This is a genomic window from Rhodococcus sp. NPDC006774 (genome assembly GCF_040636045.1).
Lineage (GTDB): Bacteria > Actinomycetota > Actinomycetes > Mycobacteriales > Mycobacteriaceae > Rhodococcoides.
The window spans coordinates 1-21,248 of sequence record NZ_JBEYIW010000026.1 but is presented as its reverse complement, the minus strand read 5'-3'; the positions used below and the strand labels follow the sequence as shown (position 1 = coordinate 21,248).

Annotated in this window: 22 protein-coding genes; 14 read left to right on the top strand and 8 right to left on the bottom strand. The window is 65.1% G+C overall.

The annotated features are described in order from the left end of the window. Positions 1–61 precede the first annotated feature (61 nt). Positions 62–802, top strand: a complete 741-nt coding sequence (locus tag ABZ677_RS24900) for a GAF and ANTAR domain-containing protein (protein ID WP_358374297.1) — start codon at positions 62–64, stop codon at positions 800–802. Positions 803–827: 25 nt separating this feature from the next. Here ABZ677_RS24900 and ABZ677_RS24895 read toward each other — a convergent pair whose 3' ends face one another. The 4 genes from ABZ677_RS24895 to ABZ677_RS24880 are packed head-to-tail and all read right to left on the bottom strand — an operon-like array spanning position 828 to position 3,950. Next, on the bottom strand, positions 828–1,487 hold the full coding sequence (locus ABZ677_RS24895; protein ID WP_358374356.1) for an SAM-dependent methyltransferase: 660 nt from the start codon (positions 1,485–1,487) through the stop codon (positions 828–830). Between the two features lie 2 nt (positions 1,488–1,489). Beyond that, entirely contained in the window at positions 1,490–2,239 is a 750-nt protein-coding gene (locus tag ABZ677_RS24890) for a PIG-L family deacetylase (protein WP_358374294.1), read from the bottom strand. Continuing rightward, the gene (locus tag ABZ677_RS24885; RefSeq protein WP_358374292.1) at positions 2,233–3,228 is read right to left on the bottom strand and encodes an acyl-CoA dehydrogenase family protein; all 996 of its coding nucleotides are present in this window, start codon (positions 3,226–3,228) and stop codon (positions 2,233–2,235) included. The genes ABZ677_RS24890 and ABZ677_RS24885 overlap by 7 nt, the downstream gene beginning before the upstream one ends. Further along, positions 3,225–3,950, bottom strand: a complete 726-nt coding sequence (locus ABZ677_RS24880) for a glycosyltransferase (protein ID WP_358374289.1) — start codon at positions 3,948–3,950, stop codon at positions 3,225–3,227. Before ABZ677_RS24880 ends, ABZ677_RS24885 begins: the two co-directional genes overlap by 4 nt. A gap of 297 nt (positions 3,951–4,247) precedes the next feature. Here ABZ677_RS24880 and ABZ677_RS24875 point away from each other — a divergent pair, with 297 nt between their 5' ends. From ABZ677_RS24875 to ugpC, 5 genes are all read left to right on the top strand, one after another. Further along, positions 4,248–5,156 carry a L,D-transpeptidase gene (locus ABZ677_RS24875; protein WP_037196145.1) on the top strand — a complete coding sequence of 303 codons (909 nt, stop codon included), beginning with the start codon at positions 4,248–4,250 and terminating at the stop codon, positions 5,154–5,156. An 88-nt stretch (positions 5,157–5,244) separates the two neighbouring features. Further along, on the top strand, positions 5,245–6,177 hold the full coding sequence (locus ABZ677_RS24870) for a sugar ABC transporter permease (RefSeq protein WP_358374286.1): 933 nt from the start codon (positions 5,245–5,247) through the stop codon (positions 6,175–6,177). Further along, positions 6,174–7,064, top strand: coding sequence for a carbohydrate ABC transporter permease (locus tag ABZ677_RS24865; protein WP_358374283.1), 891 nt, complete (start codon positions 6,174–6,176; stop codon positions 7,062–7,064). The genes ABZ677_RS24870 and ABZ677_RS24865 overlap by 4 nt, the downstream gene beginning before the upstream one ends. A gap of 28 nt (positions 7,065–7,092) precedes the next feature. After that, positions 7,093–8,418, top strand: coding sequence for an ABC transporter substrate-binding protein (locus ABZ677_RS24860; RefSeq protein WP_037196143.1), 1,326 nt, complete (start codon positions 7,093–7,095; stop codon positions 8,416–8,418). Beyond that, positions 8,418–9,497: a sn-glycerol-3-phosphate ABC transporter ATP-binding protein UgpC gene (gene ugpC / locus ABZ677_RS24855; RefSeq protein ID WP_358374280.1), complete on the top strand. Its 1,080-nt coding sequence runs from the start codon at positions 8,418–8,420 to the stop codon at positions 9,495–9,497. Before ABZ677_RS24860 ends, ugpC begins: the two co-directional genes overlap by 1 nt. Here ugpC and ABZ677_RS24850 read toward each other — a convergent pair. Both ABZ677_RS24850 and ABZ677_RS24845 read right to left on the bottom strand, forming a co-directional pair. Continuing rightward, on the bottom strand, positions 9,475–10,785 hold the full coding sequence (locus ABZ677_RS24850) for a cytochrome P450 (RefSeq protein WP_037196141.1): 1,311 nt from the start codon (positions 10,783–10,785) through the stop codon (positions 9,475–9,477). The genes ugpC and ABZ677_RS24850 overlap by 23 nt on opposite strands. 33 nt (positions 10,786–10,818) lie before the next feature. After that, positions 10,819–12,777: a M13 family metallopeptidase gene (locus ABZ677_RS24845; RefSeq protein WP_358374277.1), complete on the bottom strand. Its 1,959-nt coding sequence runs from the start codon at positions 12,775–12,777 to the stop codon at positions 10,819–10,821. 54 nt (positions 12,778–12,831) lie between these two features. Here ABZ677_RS24845 and ABZ677_RS24840 point away from each other — a divergent pair, with 54 nt between their 5' ends. The 4 genes from ABZ677_RS24840 (at position 12,832) to ABZ677_RS24825 (ending at position 17,125) form a co-directional block, all read left to right on the top strand. Then, positions 12,832–13,446, top strand: a complete 615-nt coding sequence (locus tag ABZ677_RS24840; protein ID WP_037196273.1) for a TetR family transcriptional regulator — start codon at positions 12,832–12,834, stop codon at positions 13,444–13,446. Then, the gene (locus ABZ677_RS24835) at positions 13,443–14,321 is read left to right on the top strand and encodes an ABC transporter ATP-binding protein (protein ID WP_358374274.1); all 879 of its coding nucleotides are present in this window, start codon (positions 13,443–13,445) and stop codon (positions 14,319–14,321) included. The genes ABZ677_RS24840 and ABZ677_RS24835 overlap by 4 nt, the downstream gene beginning before the upstream one ends. Continuing rightward, on the top strand, positions 14,318–15,901 hold the full coding sequence (locus tag ABZ677_RS24830) for an ABC transporter permease (protein WP_358374271.1): 1,584 nt from the start codon (positions 14,318–14,320) through the stop codon (positions 15,899–15,901). The genes ABZ677_RS24835 and ABZ677_RS24830 overlap by 4 nt, the downstream gene beginning before the upstream one ends. Before the next feature lie 105 nt (positions 15,902–16,006). Then, positions 16,007–17,125, top strand: coding sequence for a diguanylate cyclase (locus ABZ677_RS24825; protein WP_358374268.1), 1,119 nt, complete (start codon positions 16,007–16,009; stop codon positions 17,123–17,125). Positions 17,126–17,141: 16 nt separating this feature from the next. On the opposite strand, the gene ABZ677_RS24820 is transcribed toward ABZ677_RS24825, so the two are convergent. Together ABZ677_RS24820 and ABZ677_RS24815 are read right to left on the bottom strand one after the other, a co-directional pair. Continuing rightward, on the bottom strand, positions 17,142–17,618 hold the full coding sequence (locus ABZ677_RS24820; protein ID WP_230596528.1) for a DUF4190 domain-containing protein: 477 nt from the start codon (positions 17,616–17,618) through the stop codon (positions 17,142–17,144). A 111-nt stretch (positions 17,619–17,729) separates the two neighbouring features. Continuing rightward, entirely contained in the window at positions 17,730–18,494 is a 765-nt protein-coding gene (locus tag ABZ677_RS24815) for a pirin family protein (protein ID WP_358374265.1), read from the bottom strand. A gap of 157 nt (positions 18,495–18,651) precedes the next feature. On the opposite strand from ABZ677_RS24815, the gene ABZ677_RS24810 reads away from it, so the two are divergent. The 4 genes from ABZ677_RS24810 to ABZ677_RS24795 all read left to right on the top strand — a co-directional run. Continuing rightward, positions 18,652–20,037, top strand: a complete 1,386-nt coding sequence (locus tag ABZ677_RS24810) for a hypothetical protein (RefSeq protein ID WP_358374263.1) — start codon at positions 18,652–18,654, stop codon at positions 20,035–20,037. A 107-nt stretch (positions 20,038–20,144) separates the two neighbouring features. Next, complete coding sequence (locus ABZ677_RS24805) at positions 20,145–20,312, top strand: hypothetical protein (RefSeq protein WP_358374260.1); 168 nt, start codon at positions 20,145–20,147, stop codon at positions 20,310–20,312. 95 nt (positions 20,313–20,407) lie between these two features. Then, the gene (locus ABZ677_RS24800) at positions 20,408–20,911 is read left to right on the top strand and encodes a GtrA family protein (protein ID WP_358374257.1); all 504 of its coding nucleotides are present in this window, start codon (positions 20,408–20,410) and stop codon (positions 20,909–20,911) included. 128 nt (positions 20,912–21,039) lie between these two features. Then, positions 21,040–21,248 (top strand): acyl-ACP desaturase (locus ABZ677_RS24795; protein WP_358374254.1); only part of this gene is annotated, 209 nt, incomplete at its 3' end.

Below are 21,248 nucleotides of genomic sequence, written 5' to 3'. Positions count from 1 at the left end.
CATGCCGCCGATGCGGGGTACGCCCTGTGCAGTAGCGGGACCAGTGCAGTAGCAGGACGAGGTGGCGACCATCGGCGAACAGACAGTGGATTCGACGGGCACTCGCCCGCCGGTCACCGATTACGAGCTGAGCCGACGGTTGGCCGAGGTCGCGGAGAAGCTGCGGCGTCAGCATTCCGATCCCGAGCGTGTGCTGGCCGTCATCACCGAGTCGGCGGTGGCCAATGTGCCGTCTGCAGAGTTCGCGTCCATCACCACCGTGCTGCAGGGCAAGTTCGTACACAGCGCGGCGCTGTCGGGAGAGCCCGCAGGCCACTGCGACAAGATCCAGGAACAGCTGGGCGAGGGACCGTGCCTCGAATCGGCGATCGAACAGACGACCATCAGGATCGACGACATGGACAGCGACACCCGCTGGCCACTGTTCGCCGACGCGGCGTCCGCGCTCGGAGTCAAGAGCATGATCTGCTTCCAGCTCTACGTCGAGGGAGTCAACTTCGGCGCACTGAACCTGCACTCCACCCGTACCGACGCGTTCAGTGCCGAGGCCGAGTCGATCGGCTCACTGTTCGCTGCGCACGCGGCCATCGCGTTCTCCACCGCACGGGAGGAACAGCAGATCCGAGCCGCATTGACGAGCCGAGATCTGATCGGTCAGGCCAAGGGCATGTTGATGGAGCGCTACAACCTGAATTCGCAAGCGGCATTCGCATTGCTGGCCAAGCTGTCTCAGGACACCAACGTCAAACTCGCCGATCTCGCCGAACAGCTGGTCATCGACGCCGCGAAATCGACCGACTGAGCCCCGTCCCAACGGTCGGGCGCAGTCAGCGCACATCGAGGCCGTCGGTACTCGCTACCGACACGGCCGGGCCGTCCGACGCGACGAAGACCTCGATCCTGACGTCCTCGTCCAGGTAGCGACTGAGTAGCGCCAATCCTGGTGTGGCGGCGATGATCTCGTGTACGCGGTCACCCGAGATCGGGTAGTCGTCCACGTCGTGACGCCAGTGCGCCGCCACCAGGGTGCCGCCGGCCTCCAAGTGCTCGACGACGCGGGTGGCCGCCGACGTCAGGTCGTCGGCGTCGAGGTAGTACCCGACTTCGCTGATGACGATGAGATCGAACATCGCCTCGGGTGTGGGCAGGGTCGACCAGTCGTCGGACAGTGACCACAGCGCGAATTCGACTGCAGCAGTATCACCGACGCGCCTGCGTGCGGAATCGAGGGCGCTGTCCACCACATCGGTGGACACCACGTGATCGCACCGGGTCGCCAATTGTTCGGTGAGCACCCCGATGGAGCAGCCGGGTTCGAGCGCGCGCCGATAATGCGGCTTCGGTAGCGACGCCAGGGTCAGAGCATATTTACGCCGCTCGTACCACTTGCTGTCGAGCATGAACGGATCGTCCTCGGCCGCATAGACATTGCGGAAGTAGTCGGCACCAAGGCTGGTTGGAGAACCGTGGCTCGTCCGAGAATCCATGCTCACGCGAACACCACTTCGAACGGTCGCCGATAGCGGGCCAAGATGTGGGGCGGCAACACCGCTCGGTCCGCAGGGTGATCGGACAGTGGATGGATCTGGGAATCGAACTGCTCGATCGACGCTCGCTTGGCGGCGAGGGTGTGCTCGGGAAGGTCGATACGGCGTCCACGCGTCCACGGCACAGCAGGATGATTCGGAGTTGCCCAGTGCCACATCCAGATCGGGTACTCCACCACGGGGATCCCGACGGCGTTCGCCGCGGTGAGACAGGCACGCGCAGTGGCTTCGTGGTCGGGATGTCCGTCTCCGCGCCACGGAGCCAGGCACCAGGTGCCCGGAGCGGCGTCGAGCAGCGGTATCAGTGCATCGGCCACCGCGCCCTCGTGATTCTCGACGGCCCCGTCGGCGATCTGCAGCCGCGTCGGAGAGTGGTCGATACCCAACTCGGCCAAGGCACGCTCGGATTCGACGGGGCGACGCGCACGCAGATCTTCCGCCGTGACGGTGGGGGAACCGGGATGGGAGCCGTCGCCGTCGGTCACCGCGACCACCCTCACGTCGACACCTGCCGCGGCCGCCAACGACAGCAGGCCACCGACGCCGAGTACCTCGTCGTCCGGGTGCGGAGCGACGACGACCATGGTGACGACGTCCTTCCACTGCAGACCGGGGATTGACCAGTCGGCCGACATCCAGTCCGATTCGGCGGTGCCGACATCGACTTCGGCGTCGAATGCGTTCTCTACCATGGGTTGTCTTCCTCGGCGATGTCGTGCCCGAGCGCTTCGAGATCGCGTTCGGCGTGGCTCTGCCTCAGATAGACCGTGAGATCTGCGACGCGCCGCGCATGCTCGGCATCGCTGCACAGCGGGCCGGCACCGAGAGCGCGACCGACGCGGTCGATGCACTGAGTCGCCGCGTCCTCGACCACTGCCCGCACGATGCGGGCTCGGGTTCGGGCTCGACCGGAGCGGTCGAACGGATCCGCGTCCACCTCGGCGGCAGCGGTGGTCAGCGCGCTCGAGGCCGCACCGAGTGCCGCTGCGATGGCACCGAGATGCGCGGCGCGGTGCGGGTCCGGCCTGTCGCGGACGGCGGCATGAAGCGTGTCCGCCACCGCGCACGCGCTCCCGAACCAGGCTGCAGACACTCCGATGGCCCCGTGCCAGAAGCCCGGCCGAGTCAGGTAGTCGGTCGGTCCACCGACCGCAACGGCCGGGACGCTGTCGAATGCAACCGAGCCGGAATCGCTCTCGCTCATCCCCACCGCATGCCACGTGTTCGGTACCGGAGTTGCGCCCGGATGCGTCAGATCGACGGCGAACAGCCGCGGACCGCCCTCCACGCGCGCGGTGACGAGAGCATGGGTGCACAGTGACGCACCCGAGCACCACGGCTTCGTTCCGGTGAGAACCCAGCCCGAGTCCTCCAGCACTGCTTCGAGAATCGGCGCGGGCGGTTCCGCAGCCCACACTCCCCAGATCTGCCCGCGCTGCGGCGTCGGACCGTCGAGTTCGTGCAGGATCGCGATCGCGTCGGTATGCGCTTCGGACCACCGGCCCAGCACCGTGTTGTGTCGGCTCAGGGCGGCGAGCGACTGCCAGCGCAGATCGGTGTATCCCGAGCCGGGCAGCGCCAGGTCGAGACGACCGTCCGCCTCGAAGGCCAAGAACGCGTTGCGCAGCCCGGTGTCGATGTCTGCGCGGCCGGTGGACTCGAGGTAATCGGTCTCGCTCATGCGGTGGCCTCCAGAGCACGTAGGAATCCGGCCATGCCGTCGGGCGCTCTACCGCGCAGTCGACCCGATGTCGTGACCGGAATGTCGCACACCCGACGGCACTCGATGCCGCCGAGCTCGAGTCGTCGGACCAGATCGTGGTCCTCGCCGGTGGCCAGTGGTGCGAACCCGCCGACGGCGAGGTACTCCGCCGCTCGGACACCGAGGTTGGCACCGTGCACGTGGGGATGGCCGAACTCGTGTCGGTAGTGCGCGTCGTACGAGGTTCGCAACCCGAGGTTGTCCTCGACGTGGCCCTCGAAATCGACTGCCACCGTTCCTGCCACTGCTCGAGCGCCCTCGGCGGCATGCCGTAGATGGCCGAGCAGCCAGTCCTCACCCACCCGGGTGTCGGCATCGGTGGTGGCGAACCAGGTGGCGTCGGGTCGGCCGCCGTCTCGGGAGCCGCTCGAGAATCCGGCGGCTCTGGCCGCTCCGACGTTGCGATGCATCACCTCGATCGCCGACACGGACGGGTGACGTGCCGCGATGCGCGCGGAGTCGTCGGTGCACGCATCGAGCACGACGATCGTCGAGACGGACACCGAGGCCGCGTCCATGACGCTGCGCTGCGCTCGCGCCAGGGCGGTCAGGCAGGCGTCGAGCAGATCCTGCTCGTTGTGCGCCGGTACGACGACGACGATGTGGCTGACTGGGGTACGGGGGAAAGCATCGGAGATCACGGTCCACCCTTTTCGGACACCGGACGTCGGAAGAGTCCGTTTCGGATACCGCCGGTGTCTGGACGGGATGTGCTCCCGTCGCACATACCCATTCCCCGGCAGCCGACACATGTGGACCGACCTGCAGTGACAGCGCTCGGGACCGGTTGCGGGAAGATACTCGTACTCGCGGTTTCTTTCGTCCGTTTCGGAAATATCCGATTAGCAAATGTCGGGGCGGTATGTGTTAATGGGCTTTGCTCACGCACAGCTCTGTCGGTGGGCATCGCGACGCAGCACGAAGGATGGTCGGATTACATGGCATCACCGGTTCGCACACGCAGATTCGCCCGTATCGGCGCGATCCTTGCAGGTACAGCCCTTGCTGCATCCGCCGCATTCGGTTCGGCGCAGGCCGCTCCGCTGTGGCCGGGCGGGCCCGACATCTCCATTCCCGGCCTGCCGGGGTCCTCGGATCCGGCTGCACCCGCTCCGCAACAGCTCGTTCCGCAGCTCGCACCGGCGAACTTCGCCGATCCCAGCATCAGCCCGTCCGGCGGCGAGGTCGTCGGAGTTGCGCAGCCCATCGCCATCCGCTTCGACGAGGCGATCGGCGATCGTGATGCCGCACTGCGGGCCATCCGTGTCACCACGAACCCGTCCGTCGACGGCCACTTCTACTGGATCAACGACACCCAGGTGCGGTGGCTGCCGAACGAGTTCTACCCGGCGCACACCCAGGTGACCGTCGAGGCGGGCGGAGCGAAAGCCGAATTCTCCACCGGCGACTCGATCATCACCACGGCCGACGACAACACCAAGCAGATCACCGTCACCCGCAACGGTGAGGTCGTCAGGACCATGCCCACCTCGATGGGCAAGGTCGGACACGAAACCCCCAACGGCACCTACATCGTCGGGGAGCGGTTCCGCGACATGTACATGGACTCGTCCACCTACGGCGTCCCCGTGGACTCCGAGGAGGGCTACCGCACGTACGTCGAGTACGCGACGCGCATCTCCTACAGCGGCATCTTCGTGCACGCGGCTCCGTGGTCGGAAGCACAGCAGGGCTACTCCAACGCCTCGCACGGCTGCCTCAACGTCAGCACCGAAGACGGCAAGTGGTTCTTCGAGAACGCCCAGAAGGGCGACCCCGTCATCGTCGTGAACACCGACGGCGGCACCCTCAGCGGATCCGACGGACTCGGAGACTGGAACCGCTAGAGCCGCTTCACATAGGTTGGTTTGCGCGACGGGAGACGTTGACGCTCAGTTCACCGTTCGTTAGCCGAGGCTGAGCACAGTCCTCGCGGTGAGTGCAACAACCGAACGAGTGCTGCCCAGGGCACGCGAGAAGCGTTTCTTCTCGCGGCCGTGGACCGATTACGCGCTCTTCCTGATTCTGGTGGGCCCCAACCTGGTTCTGCTGGGCGTGTTCACCTATCGGCCGCTGGTCGAGAACTTCCAGTTCTCGTTCTTCGACTGGAACCTGTCCTCGCCCACCTCCACGTTTGTCGGCCTCGACAACTACCGCGAGTGGGCCTCCCGCGAGGACACCTGGCAGATCGTCGGCAACACCGTCGTGTTCACGGTCGCCGCAGTGGTGGGCTCACTGGTTCTCGGCCTGGTGCTCGCGCTGCTGCTCGATCGAAAGCTCAGGGGCCGCAACTTCGTTCGCTCCGCCGTCTTCGCCCCGTACGTCATCTCCGGCGCGGCGATCGGCATCGCGTTCCAGTTCGTCTTCGACCCCAACTTCGGGCTGGTCCAGGACCTGATGCGACGCTTCGGTCTCGGCACGGTTCCTGATTTCTATCAGGACCCCACGTGGGCGATGGTCATGATCACCGTGACGTACCTGTGGAAGAACCTGGGCTACACCTTCGTCATCTACCTCGCCGCCCTGCAGGGCGTGCGTAAGGAGCTGATGGAGGCGGCCGAAATCGATCAGGCGAGTCGCTGGACCACCTTCCGCAAAGTGCTTCTGCCGCAACTACGTCCGACGACGTTCTTCCTGTCGATCACGGTGCTGCTCAATTCGCTCCAGGTCTTCGACATCATCAACGTCATGACGCGCGGCGGCCCGCTGGGCACCGGCACCACAACGATGGTCTACCAGGTCTACGAGGAGACGTTCCGCAACTTCCGGGCCGGCTACGGTGCCACCGTCGCGACGATCCTGTTCCTCGTGCTGTTGATCGTCACTCTCGTGCAGGTACGAATCATGGATCGGGACGATCAGCGATGACCTTGGTGAGCAAGCCCGATGCAGCAGTGCCGGAGAAGGTTTCGCATGGTCGCGACCCGCAGCGCACGCGCCGAAGCGCGAACATCCTCGGCTACGCAGCCATGGTCGCCGTCCTGCTGATGATCGGGCTGCCACTGTTCTGGATCCTGATCACCTCGTTCAAGGATCGACCGGACATCTACGTGCAGCCGGTCACGTGGTGGCCCAGCGTGTTTCATCCGCAGAACTACGACGAGGCGACGACGGAGGTGCCGTTCTTCACCTATCTGCGCAACTCCATCATCATCACCACGGCCGTGTCGTCCATCAAGTTCGTTCTCGGGGTCCTCAGCGCCTACGGTCTGGTGTTCCTGCGCTTCCCTGGCAAGAACATCGTCTTTCTCGTCATCATCGCCGCGCTGATGGTGCCCAACCAGATCACCGTCATCTCCAACTACTCGCTCATCTCCGAGTTGGGCTGGCGGAATTCGTTCCAGGGCATCATCATTCCGCTGGCAGGCGTCGCCTTCGGTACCTTCCTGATGCGCAACCACTTCCTGTCGCTGCCGCCGGAGATCATCGAAGCCGCGCGTATGGACGGTGCCGGACCGGTACGGCTGATGTTCCGGGTGATCCTGCCGCTGTCGGGCCCGACCATGGTGGCCTTCGCCATCATCACGATCGTCACCGAATGGAACGAATACCTCTGGCCGTTCCTGATGTCCGACGACTCGTCGGTCGCACCGCTTCCGGTCGGATTGACGCTGCTCCAGAACAGCGAGGGCTACACCAACTGGGGCGCGGTGATGGCCGCGACGGTGCTGACCATTCTGCCGATCCTTCTCGTCTTTCTCGTCCTGCAACGCCACATGATCAAGGGCCTCACCTCCGGTGCGGTCAAGGGCTGATTCACCTCACTATCAGGAGTCGAACACCATGGCACACATCATCAATCGGCGTGGCTTCCTCACGCTCACCGGCGCAGCTGCGGCCGCCGCAGCCCTCGCGGCGTGCAGCGGCCCCGGATCGGGCGGGTCGGGCGGCGAGGCTGTCGAAGGCGATGCGAACACCATCAACTTCTGGTCGAACCACCCGGGCAAGTCCCAGGAATTCGAGAAGGAACTGATCTCGCGCTTCCAGGCCGAGAACCCCGGCCTGACGGTCAATCTCATCGACGGCGGCAAGAACTACGAGGAGGTGTCGCAGAAGTTCAACGCGGCGCTCTCCGGCAACGACGTGCCCGACGTGGTCGTGCTCTCGGACGTCTGGTGGTTCAACTACGCGCTCACCGGGGCGATCGAGCCACTGGACAAGCACTTCTCCGCAGCAGGCGTCGACCAGTCCGATTACGTGGATTCGCTGCTGGCCGACTACAACTGGAACGGCAGCCACTGGGCATTGCCGTACGCGCGCTCGACGCCGCTGTTCTACTACAACAAGGCCGTCTGGCAGCAGGCCGGACTGCCCGATCGCGGACCGGCCACCTGGCAGGAATTCGACGAATGGGGCCCGCGCATCCAGGCCGTCGTCGGAGACGGCAAGCTCGCCCACGGCTGGGGTAATGCCGTCGACTACCTCGGATGGACGTTCGAGGGACCGATCTGGACGTTCGGCGGGTCGTACTCCGACCAGTTCGAGCTGAAGTTCGACGACCCCAATACCATTGCGGCAGGCAAGTTCCTGCAGGACATGATTCACACGAAGAAGTACGCAGCGGTGTCCAACGACATCGCCAACGACTTCGCCGCTGGCATCCTCGCGTCCACCATCGCCTCCACCGGCGACCTGTCCACCATCAAGGCCGGAGCCGCGTTCGAGTTCGGTACTGCCTTCCTGCCGGCTACCGACGGCACCCCCGGCTGCCCCACCGGTGGTGCCGGCCTCGCCATCCCGGCGAAGATCTCGGACGAGCGAAAGGTGAACGCACTCAAGTTCATCGACTTCGTCACCAACGGTGCCAACACCGCCTACTTCTCCCAGAACACCGGCTACATGCCGGTCCGCAAGTCCGCGCAGCAGGACCCGTCGGAGATTGCATTCCTCGAGGCGAACCCCAACGCGAAGACGGCCGTCGACCAACTGGCGCTGACTCGCTCGCAGGATTACGCCCGCGTGTTCGTTCCCGGCGGGGACAAGATCATCGGTAGTGGACTCGAGCAGATCGCGCTGCAGAATGCCGATGTCGCAACGACATTCGCGTCCATTTCGGATCAACTGCAGCAGATCATCGACCGCCAGATCACCCCGAAGCTGCCGAAGTAATGGCCGCCGTTCACTACGCCGGTGTCTCGCACCGGTACCCGGGTGCCGATTCGCTCGCTGTCGACACCCTCGAACTCGACATCGCGGACGGTGAATTCATCGTTCTCGTCGGACCTTCGGGCTGCGGGAAGTCGACGAGTCTGCGGATGCTCGCCGGTCTCGAGTCCGTCGAAAGCGGTCACATCGACATCGGCGGAGTGGACGTCACCTCGCTGGCACCGCGGGCCAGGGACGTCGCGATGGTGTTTCAGAACTACGCGCTGTACCCCAACATGACCGTCGGCGACAACATGGGCTTCGCGCTGCGCAATGCCGGAATGAGCAAGTCCGACACCGCAGCACGAGTACTCGACGCGGCGAAGATGCTCGAGCTCGAGCCGCTGCTCGGTCGTAAACCCGGCAAGCTCTCCGGCGGCCAGCGCCAGCGAGTGGCCATGGGGCGCGCCATCGTGCGTCAGCCCAAGGTGTTCTGCATGGACGAACCGCTGTCCAACCTCGACGCCAAGTTGCGGGTGTCGACCAGAGCCCAGATCGCCGGTCTGCAGCGACGATTGGGCACCACCACGGTGTACGTCACCCACGATCAGGTCGAGGCCATGACCATGGGTGACCGGGTCGCGGTACTGCTCGACGGCAAATTGCAGCAGATCGCCGCTCCGCGGGAGTTGTACGACAATCCCGTCAACACGTTCGTCGCGGGATTCATCGGATCACCCGGCATGAACCTCGTCGACGCCCCCGTGCGGGACGGTGCGGCCGTACTCGGCGAGTTGCGCATTCCCGTCCCGTCCGCGGCGGGCGAGCGCGTCGTTGTCGGCGTGCGACCGGAATCGTGGGACCTGGTGGGCGACGGCAGTGGCCAGCAACTGACCGTCGAGCTGATCGAGGAACTGGGCGCGGAATCGTTCGTCTACGCTTCCGCACCCAGTACGACCGGCGGGTGGACCACCACATCCGGACGAATCTCGGTCCGAGTCGATCGCAAGCTGTCGATCGCACTGGCCGAAACGATTCGACTGGTGCCCCGGCTCGACGAGCTGTTCTTCTTCGACTCCGTTACCGGCCTGCGGTTGTCGTAGCCGGCTCGCCGAGATCCACCGGGAGAGTGGCCCACCCGTGTAGGACTCGGGTGTTGCGACGGGTTCCCTCGCCTGCCGTCCGCAGGTGAGGGAACCGATCGAACAAGGTCTTGAGGCCCACTTCCGATTCGGCCTTGGCGAGTGCAGCACCGAGGCAGTAGTGACGCCCTCCCGAGAACGACAGGTGCTTACCGGCATTGGCGCGGGTCACGTCGAAGCGATTGGGGTCCTCGAACACCAGCGGATCCCGATTGGCGCCTGCCAGCACCAGCACGACGAGCTTGCCCTCGTGCACCGTCACCCCCTCGACCTCCACGTCGTGCTTGGCCATGCGGGCCGTGAGCTGCACGGGAGACTCCATCCGCAGCATCTCGTCGACTGCGGTGGGCCAGTGCGACGGATCCTGTTGCAGCACAGCCAGTTGGTCGGGATGGTCGAGCAACAGTCGGATGCCGCTGCCGAGCAGATTGACCGTCGTCTCGAACCCTGCGGCCAACACCAAACCTGCGGTGGCCCTGAGCTCCTCGTCGTTGAGGCCGATGCCCTCGTCCTTCGCGGCGATCAGCTGGCTCATCAGATCGTCACCGGGATTGCGGCGCAGCTCCGCGATGTGCTCCGAGAGCCAGGCGTCGAACCCGATCAGCCCACGCTCGACCTGCTTGAACTGAGACCACGACAATCCGATGTCGAGGCTGGGTGCGGCCATCTCGCCGAACTCGAGGACTCGTTGATTCTCCTCCTCGGGAACGCCGAGGATGCGCCCGATGACCGCGACCGGCAGGCGCGCGCAATAGCGATCGACGATGTCGACGACCGGAGAGCCGTCGGACAGCTCGTCGAGCAGAGCATCCGCCGTTTCCTGCACCTGATCGCGCATCTTCTTCACCGCGCGGGCAGTGAAGACCGAGGACACCAGCTTGCGATACCTGGTGTGGTCAGGCGGTTCGACCGAGAGCAGTGAGGGCGGCAGGATCGGGTGCAGTGCGCCGGATCTGGTGTGCTCCTCGACCCACCGCATCGGACCGGGAAGGGTCGCACCGAGCTGAGTGACGCGGAAGTCGTCCGAGCGCAGCAGGTCGAACGCCACCCGGTGATGCACGGTGATGTTCGAGATCCGAGTCTTCACCAGCGGTGCGGTGGCGCGCAGCTTCTCGTAGACCGGCGTCGGATTGGCCCGCGTCGCCGGATCGGCCACCAGCATCGCCTGCGGATCGCCCGCGGCCGCTGCTCGTTTGGCCGCGAACCGAATCACCCCGTGAGCAGCAAGCCAGCGTACGTATTCCCTCATCCTTGAATTCCCTCCCCATTGCCCTACGCGGAACTACCAGATCCTGACGCGCTTCCCCGGGTCCAAGTACAGCGCATCTCCGGGCTGTACGTCGAAGGCTTCGTGAAAACTGTCGAGATTTCGTACGACGCCGTTGCAGCGGAACTCCGGCGGCGAGTGCGGATCGACGGCGAGTCGACGGATCGCCTCGGCATCGCGCGCCTTGGTACGCCACACCTGTGACCACCCGAAGAACACGCGCTGCAGCCCGCTCAGGCCGTCGAGCACCGGGGCGTCCTTGCCTTCGAGCGAGATCTCGTAGGCGGCGACCGCGATCGAGAGTCCACCGAGGTCACCGATGTTCTCGCCGATGGTGAACTCGCCGTTGACCTTGTGGCCGGGCAGTGCCTTGGGCTCGAACTCGTTGTACTGCTCGATCAGTGCCGTGGTGCGCTTGCCGAATTCGGTGCGGTCGCTGTCGGTCCACCAGTCGACCATGTTGCCGTCACCGTCGTACTTGGCACCCTGGTCGTCGAATCCGTGACCGATCTCGTGGCCGATGACGGCTCCGATACCGCCGTAGTTGGCCGCGTCGTCGGCCTCGGGGTCGAAGAACGGTGGCTGCAGAATGGCTGCGGGAAAGACGATCTCGTTCATGCCGGGGTTGTAGTAGGCGTTGACGGTCTGCGGCGTCATGAACCACTCGTCACGGTCTACCGGGCCGCCGAGCTTGTCGAGGTCGCGCTGGTAGTCCGCGGTGTAGCCGCGGCGGTAGTTGCCGAGCAGGTCGTCGGCGACGATCTCGACACCCGAGTAGTCGCGCCACCGGTCGGGGTAGCCGATCTTGGGGGTGAACTTGCCCAGCTTGTCCAACGCCTTCTGCCGAGTCTCCGGGCTCATCCATTCGAGCTCGGAGATGTTACGGCGGTAGGCCTCGGTGAGATTGTCGACCAGCACCTGCATCCGCGCCTTGGAGTCGGCCGGGAAGTGGCGTTCGACGTAGAGCTTGCCTACGGCCTCGCCGAGCACGTCCTGCACCAGGGAGACGCCACGCTTCCAGCGCTCGCGGTTCTCTTCGGTGCCGGTCAGCGTCGTTCCGTAGAACGCGAAGTTCTCGTCGACGATCGCGCCCGTCAGAAACGGTGCTCGTGAATGCACGACGCGCCAGGCCAGCCACGCCTTCCACGCTTCGATGTCCTCGGAAGTCCACAGCGAGACGAACGTGCTCAGGAACGGAGGCTGCCGAACCACGATCTCGGCGAACTGCTCGGTGGTTGCGCCGAGCCCGGAAATCCATGCAGCCCAGTTGAATCCGGCACCGTTCTTGACCAACGTGTCGTAGTCGACGAGGTTGTAGCTCTTCTCGGCGTCACGCCTGGCGACGACGTCCCAGTGGCCTGCGGCGATCTTCTGCTCGAGGTCGAACACCGTCTGTGCGTCGTACTCGATGCCGCTGAGCGCGAACATCTTCGAGATGTGCTCGAGGTAGCTCGCGCGGATCTCGGCGTACTCGTCCTGGCGGTAGTACGACTCGTCGGGCAGACCGATACCGGACTGGCTGAAGTGCACGAGGTAGCGATCGGACTGCTTGGCGTCGGTGTCGACGTAGTGGCCGATGGCACCGCCGACGCCGGTGCGTTGCAGGGAGCCGAGAACGCCTGCGAGGGTGACGAGGTCGGTTGCGTCGGAGATGGCGGTGAGCTCGTCGGCGATCGGGGTGACGCCGAGTTGCTCCGCGCGATCGGCATCCATGAAGCTCGAGAACAGGTCGCCGATCTTCTGTGCGTCACTGCCCGCAGGCGGGTTCGCGTCGGCCGACTCTTCGATGATGGTCTGGACGTCGACCTCGGCGCGGTCGTACAAGGTGCGGAATGCGCCGTCGACGGCGCGGTCGGCCGGGATGGCGTACTCCTCGAGCCATTTGCCGTTGACGTGCACGAACAGGTCGTCCTGCGCGCGTGTGTTCTCGTCCTGGTAGCTGAGATCGATGCCCGAGTTCACTACTGAAGTCATCCGTCCATCTTTACACTCTTGCGCTTGATTGAACGGGTGTTTAATGTGCTGTACATGCGTACAGCATCGGAGGATCTCACGACCAGGGCTCGAATCCGTGACACCGCGATCGGCGTTTTCGGCTCCCAGGGTTTCACCGCAGGCGTGCGGTCCATCGCCACGGCGGCAGGTGTCTCGCCTGGTCTGCTCAATCACCACTTCGGGTCCAAGGACGGCCTGCGCACGGCGTGCGACGAGCACGTCCTGCGGGTGATCCGCGAGTCGAAGGCAGCATCGTCCGCCCCCGCCGGAATGATGGAACAGCTCGCCCGGATCGACGAGTATGCGCCGCTCGTCGCCTACATCGTGCGGAGCTTCGCCGCAGGCGGAACGTTGGCGCGAGAGTTGTTCGAGCACATGGTCGACGACGCCGTCCGCTACATCGAGGACGGTGTCCGCGACGGCCGTTTCACCCCCAGTCGCGACCCCGCGGCCCGGGCCCGGTTCCTGACGCGACAGAACGTCGGCGGACTGCTGTTGTACGTGCAGATGGCCGGCCCCGACGTCGATTTCCGCGAGGCCCTGAGCGCGCTCGGTGACGAGATCACCCTTCCTGCGCTCGAGCTCTACACCGACGGATTGTTCACCGACTCGCAGGCTTTGCACACCTATCTGGAGGCCACGTCATGACCGAGGCGATCTCCGTGAACGGGCTGGTGAAGACGTTCGGGTCGGTCCGGGCGCTCGACGGACTGGACCTGCACGTACCGACCGGTGAGGTGCACGGGTTCCTCGGCCCCAACGGGGCCGGAAAATCCACGACGATTCGGGTGCTGCTCGGTCTCGTCCGCGCGACGTCGGGAAAGGTGCGCTTGCTCGGCGGCGACCCGTGGGCCGATCCTGTGGCGCTGCATCGACGCCTGGCCTACGTCCCGGGTGACGTGACTCTGTGGCCGTCGCTGACCGGCGGTGAAGTGATCGATCTGCTCGGCCGGATGCGCGGCGGAATCGACACCGCCCGCCGCGCCGAATTGCTCGAACGGTTCTCCCTCGACCCCGGCAAGCGCACTCGGACCTACTCCAAGGGCAATCGGCAGAAGGTTGCGCTGATCTCGGCTCTGGCCTCCGACGTCGAGTTGCTGATCCTCGACGAACCCACCTCGGGACTCGATCCGCTGATGGAGCAGCACTTCGGCGACTGCGTGAAAGATGCTGCCCGACGCGGAGTCACGGTGCTGTTGTCGTCGCACATCCTGTCCGAGGTGGATGCGCTGTGCAGTTCGGTGACCATCGTCAGAGAGGGGCGGACGGTCGATACCGGGACGCTGGCCTCGATGCGCCACCTGTCTCGCACGACGGTCACCGCCGATCTCGAACGCATGCCCGACGGTCTCGCCGCACTCGAGGGGGTGTCCGAAGTCCGAGTCGCGGGATCCTCCGTCACCTGCACGGTGGAGAACGACGCCCTTGCGGCGACGATGCACGTACTGGCCGACGCCGGGGTCCGCAGCCTGGTCAGTTCCGCTCCGACGCTCGAGGAACTGTTCCTGAGGTACTACGCATGAATGCCCTGACCGGGACGGGCGCGTTGCTGCGGTTGTATCTGCGCCGCGATCGTCTGGTGGCATCGGTGTGGATCGTTCTGCTCGGGGCGCTGCCGCTGCTGTATGCGGTCAGCTTCGAGGGTCTGTATCCGACGGCGGCGGATCGCCAGGCCTTCTACCTCGGCACCCTGTCGACGCCTGCGCAGGCCGCGCTCGTCGGCCCCATCTTCGGCAGCGATCTGGGGGCTCTGGTGTCGTGGCGCTCGGGTGCGGTGCTGGCGCTGGTTCCGCTGGCGGCGATCCTCACCGTGGTCCGGCACACCCGAGGTGAGGAGGATGCGGGTCGGACCGAGCTGATCGGCTCGACGGCGGTGGGGCGCTACGCCGGGTTGGCCGCGGCGATCGCGCTGGCGGGCATCGGGGTGGCGGGAACGGGCGCATTGTCGGTGATCTCGCTGGCGGCGTTCGGCCTCCCGGTGGCCGGGAGCCTCGCGTACGGGGCGTCGGTCGCGGTGGTCGGACTCGTCTTCGTCGGCTGTGGGGCAGTGGCGGCACAGGTGGCGTCGGGGGCGCGGGCGGCCCGCGGTTACGCCCTCGGTGTGCTGGCCGTGGCGTTCGCCGCGAGGGCGATCGGCGACGCAGGCTCGGGCACCCTGTCGTGGTTCTCGCCGATCGGTTGGTCGGCGCAGGTCCGACCGTTCGCCGAGGAGAGGTGGTGGCCGATGCTGATGTCACTGGCCACCGCGGGGGTGCTCCTCACCGCCGCGTTCGCCGCCGCCGAGCGTCGCGATCTCGGTGGTGGACTGGTGGCCGAACGCCGCGGCCGCAACGAGGCCGCACCGTCACTGGCCGGGCCGGTTGCGCTCGCCTGGCGGCTCACTCGCGGGGCGACTCTCGGCTGGACCGTCGGCATCGCCTTGTTGGGCATCACCATCGGTTCGTCTGTGCACGGCATCGGTGGGCAACTCGGCAGCAGCAACGCCATCACCGATGCGCTGGAGGAGTTCGGTGGCAGCACCATCGAACAATCGTTCATCGCCGCTGTACTGAGCATCGTCGGTGTGGTGGTTGCGGCCTACTCGGTGTCGGCCCTACTGCGGCTGCACAGCGAGGAAGAGGCTGGCCTCGCCGAGATCGTGCTGGCCACCGGTGTCTCGCGCCTGCGGTGGCTGGCAGGTCATCTACTGTTCGCCGTCCTCGGCCCGGCGTGGCTGCTTCTGGTCGTGGGCGTCACCATCGGCCTGACGTACGGGTCGGCCGCCGGCGATATCTCAGGAGAACTGCCATCGGTCCTGCTCGGCGCATTGGGTCAGTTACCTGCCGTGTGGGTGGTGACGGCCATCGGCGTGGCCCTGTTCGGCGCTGTCCCTCGATTCGCGACCGTCCTGTGGGCCGTTCTCGGCGGCTTCGTCGCCCTCGGCCAGGTCGGGTCGGTGGTGGGCCTGCCGCAGCCGTGGCTCGACCTCTCGCCCTTCACTCACGTTCCGCGATTGCCGGGAGCAGCATTCGCGCTCGCGCCCATCGGCTGGCTCGTCGTGGTCGCCATCGTCGTCGGTATGGGAGGTTTCACAGCGTTCCGACGAAGAGGCATCCGAGGGTGACGGCGGTCGGATAGCATCGGCGGTGGCCGATTTGTCCGGCCCGGTCCGACTTGGTGGCGTCCTGTCGGTTCCGTGATCTCTGAGCCGAACGCGCATGGAGGTTACGTGCAATCGACATTCCTGCGCACGTGGTGGAACCAGCCGCACAGCTACGAGTCGGTGGTGAGCTACCTCGAGCTGCACGGTGCGCTCGCACCGTATCGCCTCGCTGCTTCTCTGAGCACGTTCTTGTACGGACTCGGCGCAGCCGCGTTGCTGTTCCTCACCGATGCCCCGCCGACCTCTGCGATCGGTAGGACGGTCTTCGTCGTTGCGATCGTGTCGACGCTGCTGGTCGGTGTCGCCTGGCTGAAGGCTCCGTGGCCGTCGAAGCGGGTGTCCATGTTGTTCGCCGCGTACTCGGACATCGGGGTAACGCTGATTCTGTTGTCCTACGGATCGCCTCAGACCGTCTTCCTGGCCCTCGCGATGCTCGCAGCCAACAGCGTCTACGTTCAGCTCTTCCACAGCCCGAAAGTCATGGCGCTGCATCTGCTGTGGGCCGGAACGGCCGTGACGCTGTTCTTCGTGCTGATCCTGTCGTCGCCCGACGCCGATCAGGGTCTGGCCATCGCCCAACTCGTCGTGCTCGTGCCCATCACGTTCATGGGCCCGACGTTCTTTCAGTACCTACTCCTCAAACTGCAGGTCCAAGCGCAGGCGGCCAACTTCGATCCGCTCACTCAGGTACGCAACCGACGAGGGCTCGACGAGGCACTGCCGGTGTATTTCCTCGGTGCGACCGATGTGTCGGTGATGGTCGTCGACGTGGACCGATTCAAGTCGATCAACGACAGATTCGGTCACCACCAGGGGGACGCGGCCCTGCAGCTGATCGCACGTCGGCTGACGACGGACGGTGTGCTGGTCGCGCGGGTGGGCGGTGAGGAGTTCGCAGTGGTGACCAAATCGGCCGAGAACGAGGCCCTCGCACTGGCCGAGACGTATCGGTGTGCCGCCCATTCCGCGGAGGACCCCGCACCGCTGACGGTGAGCATAGGCGTCGCGCATTGCACGTACCCGATTGCCGAGGACATCGGATTCGACATCGTCGAACTCACCACGCTGCTGCTGCGACGAGCCGACGCGGCGATGTACGAAGCCAAGCAGCAGGGTGGCAATCAGGTGATCGTGGCGGGTTCGACGCCCCGAGGCGACCGGACTCCGTCAGGCACCGAGACGTGAGTGTCTCGGCCGCGACTCAGTTCGGTGTCGAGTCGTCGTACTGGTTCTCGACGTTCTGCTGGAACTCGTCGGCACATTGCTGTTGCGCTGCAGTATCGCTGCCTGCGTTGCTGATGCAGTCGGTGAAGTCTTGTCCACCGACTGCGTTGAACAGGCCGACGCCGACGACGACGAGAACGATCGACAGTGCTGCCGCCACGAAACCGAGAATGATCGCGACGAGTGACACGGTGCCGTTGGTGGCGGTGCGTTTCTTGTACCTGGACCGTCCGACGAAGCCGAGAACGATGGCGATCAGGCCGAGAAGGATTCCGCCGACGATGGTCCAGGAGAACAACACGCCCAGAATCGCCAGGACCAGAGCCACCGTGCCGACGGTGTTCTTCGGCGCTGTCGGCTGTTGTTGATACCCGCCCTGCTGGGGGTACTCACCGGGTGAAGGATAGTTTCCGGGAGGGGGATAGTTTCCGGGCGGCGGATTCTGATTCGACACGTTGAATACCTCCGAAATCGGCGATCGTGAACGCTGGGAGTGTATGCGGGTGTCTCCTGTGCGCACAGGACCCACGTGCTCCCGTGATCAACTTGTCATCGAACGTCTATGTCAACCACCGAGACGTGAATGCATCTCCCAGATCAGCACCTCGGCCGGCTCGGTAGCGGTGATGCGTTGTCCGCCAGTCGAACTCATGCGGACTGCGTCGCCCTCCCAGAGATCGCCCACACCTTCGAGCGTGACGGTGCCGCGCGCGACGAACAGGTGCACGAACGGGGCGTCGGGCACCGTCACCGAGGTTCCGGGCAACAACCTTGCCGCGTGCAGCGCAGCCGACTTCTGGGAAATCCCGATCGCAGCCTGACCGCGATGCTTGTCCATCCCCGACGCGACGGTGACCAGCCCTCCACGCAGCAATTCGTCGCCGATCTCGAGCTGTTCGTATCCGGGAGTGGCACCGGGGCTGTCCGGAAGCACCCACATCTGCACGAAGCGAACGGGCTCGGTGTGCTTGTTGCCGTCGATGCTCCAGGAATCGTTCTTCTCGGAGTGCAGGATGCCCTTGCCCGCTGTCATCCGTTGCGCGAGGCCGGGATGGATGATTCCGGAGTGCCCGATGGAATCCTGATGCACCAGTGAACCCTGCATCACCCAGGTGACGATCTCCGTGTCGCGATGCGGATGTGTCTCGAAACCTTGACCGGCAGTGACGATGTCGTCGTTGTTGACCAGCAACAGTCCGTGATGGGTGTTGTCGGGGTCGTAGTGCTGGCCGAAGGAGAACGAATGTTTCGAGTCCAGCCAGGACACACGGGTTTTCGATCGATCACCGGCGCGGTGTACGTCGATGTGGGCGGTCAGTGGAGCGGACATGTGACCACTCTACGAGCATGTCTGTGCACCGGCGTACGACCTGCATAACGTTCGGGTGTCTTTGCGGTCGGTGTGTGGGCGTCGCCGGGAGTGGGTAGGTTTCGCTGCGTACGGTCACAAGCTCCGCAAACTCCGAAGAAGGCGGCGAGACATTCTCATGGTCGGTTCCAGCTCGAGTGTGGCACGCACGGTCGAACCCCAGCTCGAGGATGCTCTGGCGGCGTGGTTGCCAGGTCAACGGTGGTTCGGCGCAAAGGGTTCGACGGTGAGTGCGGTGCGGATCGTCGCGCGCGATGTGCTCCGGGACGAGCCACATTTCGCGGCCGAGCATCTGCTGGTGGAGGTGCAGCTGACGCAGGACGGCGCGGCCGTCACACAGACCTACCAGGTGCCCCTCGGGTTCCGGACCGAACTGACCGACGACCTCCGGCCGTGGGCACTGCCCGTGGCGGGCGACGTGGCCGTGTTCGACGGTTTGCGCGACCCCGAGATCATCGGCTTGTACGGAGATGCTCTGGCCACCGGAAAGGCTACGGGCAGCATCGAATTCAAGATCGTCGAAGGTTCGAGTGTGCCGAGCGGTCTACGCGGTCGGGTTCTGGGGGCGGAGCAGTCCAACACCTCGGTGATTCTCGGTGATCTACTGTTGCTCAAGCTGTTTCGTCAGGTGCCGCCGGGGATCAGCCCCGATGTGGAACTGCATCGCGCGCTGGCGGAGGCGGGGAGCGTCAACGTCGCGCCGCTTCGTGGCTGGCTCGAAGCCGAAGTCGGCGGTGAACCCACGACCCTCGGCATGGCTCAGGATTTCGCCGCGAACTCCGCCGAGGGCTGGACCGCGGCACTGGCCAGCGTGCAAGAGGTGTTCGATTCCCCGCAGACGCCGATCGAAGACCTGCCCGCCGATTTCGCCCCGGACGCACATCGAATCGGAGCGGCCGTGGCGCAGGTACACCACGACCTGGCGGCGGTGCTGGGTACCGCCGAACGGTCGGTGGAATCGACCGCCGTCGAGGAGATCCTTGCCCGCATCTCGGGAGTGGCACGGGTGGTGCCGGAGATCGCGCAGTACATCCCGGCGGCGACCGCTCTGATCTCGCGAGCGGAGGCGTCGAACAGCACCACGGTGCAGCGCATCCACGGTGACCTGCATCTGGGTCAGGTGCTGGGCACTCCGGAACGGTGGTTGCTCATCGATTTCGAGGGTGAGCCGGCAAAGACCTTGGTCGAGCGCAGGCAGATGGACAGCGCTCTGCGTGACGTGGCCGGAATGTTGCGCTCGTTCGACTATGCGGCCAACCACCTGCTGGTCGATCTGCCCGAGGACCGGACGGCGCGAGAGCGGGCCGAGAAGTGGGCGGCCCGCAGCATTGCGGCATTCTTCGACGGATACGCCTCGGTGGCCGGGCACGATCCCCGCGAGGAGGCCGACCTGTTGCGCGCATACGAGTTGGACAAGGCCGTGTACGAGGTTCTGTACGAGGCTCGCAACAGGCCTACCTGGCTGTCGTTGCCGATGCGCGCTGTGGCGCGCCTGGTGAGCTGAGCGGTGAGCTGGGGGGCGGGAGTGGAGCCTGCAGTAACGACCCTGGGGTCGTGGTCGACGGGCCTGTCTACGACAAGTACCGTATTGCCTGACACGGGAGGCAGGACATGAACGGTATTTTGGCAATTTTCGGCATCGCGGTGGTCGTCATCACCATCGTCGTAGTGGTCGTGCTCGTCGCGGTGTTGTTCGTCGCATCGATCAAGCCCGACAGTCTCAACATCGACCTGGACCGCAAGAAGAGCGCTCGGGAAGAAAGTTCCACCAAGGCCTGAGACTTCCGTCACGTCCGAGACCGATTCGTTCGCGGGCGGAGTTGTATCGAGTCGAAGCGCCGACCGACGCTTCCGGTTCTACAACTGGAGTCCTCGTGAGCACTTCCCTGAAAGTCCCGGCTTCGTCCGGGTCGGCGGGCTGTGCGCCTCGCATCAGGTCGCGGATGCTCGGGGAGTCGGTGCTCGCTCAGTTCACGCGCTTCGTGATCGTCGGGGTGTCGAGTAACGGTGTGTACGCCCTGTTGTTCGTCGCCCTCGCTTCTCTCGGATCGTTCACTGCAAACCTTGCAGGTGTGGCCGCAAGTACCGTCCTTGCCAACGAGCTGCACCGCCGTCACACCTTTCATGCGGCCGGTCGTGTGGGCTGGTTCCAGACGCAGTGGGAAGCCGGGGGACTCGCCCTGATCGGGCTTGGTCTGAGTACCGCCTCACTGGCCGCAGTGCACATCCTGTTCCCGGCAGCGCCGACGTACGTCCAGGTTCTGGTCGTCATCGCTGTGGGCGGTATCTTCGGAGCCGCCCGGTTCCTCGCTCTCCGTGGCTGGGTCTTCCGTCCGGCGACGCTCGCGTCCTCGGGTGCCACTCTCGCTGCTCGCTGAGCTGTGACGTCGCACCATTCCGTGCGGACGTCGATTGCTACCTCTAACAGAATCCGGGCAAGGCTCCACACGACACGCACGTATCGCCCTAGGCTTGCGAGCTGACGTCAACGCGAGGAGGCATCTCGATGGCCAGGGATCTGACACAGCTCGAGCTTCTGCAAGAGTTGGTGCCCACTGCCGAGGACAATGTGAACCGTCACATTTCGATGGCGCGGGAGTGGCACCCTCACGACTACGTTCCGTGGGACGAAGGTCGCAACTTCGCCGCACTCGGCGGCCAGGACTACGACCCGGAGCAGTCCAAGCTCTCCGACGTCGCACAGGCCGCGATGAT

Coding starts and splice junctions, on each gene's coding strand:
- ABZ677_RS24895 (WP_358374356.1), bottom strand. CDS start 1,487: ATGGATTCTCGGACGAGCCACGGTTCTCCAACCAGCCTTGGTGCCGAC.
- ABZ677_RS24890 (WP_358374294.1), bottom strand. CDS start 2,239: ATGGTAGAGAACGCATTCGACGCCGAAGTCGATGTCGGCACCGCCGAA.
- ABZ677_RS24885 (WP_358374292.1), bottom strand. CDS start 3,228: ATGAGCGAGACCGATTACCTCGAGTCCACCGGCCGCGCAGACATCGAC.
- ABZ677_RS24875 (WP_037196145.1), top strand. CDS start 4,248: ATGGCATCACCGGTTCGCACACGCAGATTCGCCCGTATCGGCGCGATC.
- ABZ677_RS24865 (WP_358374283.1), top strand. CDS start 6,174: ATGACCTTGGTGAGCAAGCCCGATGCAGCAGTGCCGGAGAAGGTTTCG.
- ABZ677_RS24860 (WP_037196143.1), top strand. CDS start 7,093: ATGGCACACATCATCAATCGGCGTGGCTTCCTCACGCTCACCGGCGCA.
- ugpC (WP_358374280.1), top strand. CDS start 8,418: ATGGCCGCCGTTCACTACGCCGGTGTCTCGCACCGGTACCCGGGTGCC.
- ABZ677_RS24850 (WP_037196141.1), bottom strand. CDS start 10,785: ATGAGGGAATACGTACGCTGGCTTGCTGCTCACGGGGTGATTCGGTTC.
- ABZ677_RS24845 (WP_358374277.1), bottom strand. CDS start 12,777: ATGACTTCAGTAGTGAACTCGGGCATCGATCTCAGCTACCAGGACGAG.
- ABZ677_RS24840 (WP_037196273.1), top strand. CDS start 12,832: ATGCGTACAGCATCGGAGGATCTCACGACCAGGGCTCGAATCCGTGAC.
- ABZ677_RS24835 (WP_358374274.1), top strand. CDS start 13,443: ATGACCGAGGCGATCTCCGTGAACGGGCTGGTGAAGACGTTCGGGTCG.
- ABZ677_RS24830 (WP_358374271.1), top strand. CDS start 14,318: ATGAATGCCCTGACCGGGACGGGCGCGTTGCTGCGGTTGTATCTGCGC.
- ABZ677_RS24815 (WP_358374265.1), bottom strand. CDS start 18,494: ATGTCCGCTCCACTGACCGCCCACATCGACGTACACCGCGCCGGTGAT.
- ABZ677_RS24810 (WP_358374263.1), top strand. CDS start 18,652: ATGGTCGGTTCCAGCTCGAGTGTGGCACGCACGGTCGAACCCCAGCTC.
- ABZ677_RS24805 (WP_358374260.1), top strand. CDS start 20,145: ATGAACGGTATTTTGGCAATTTTCGGCATCGCGGTGGTCGTCATCACC.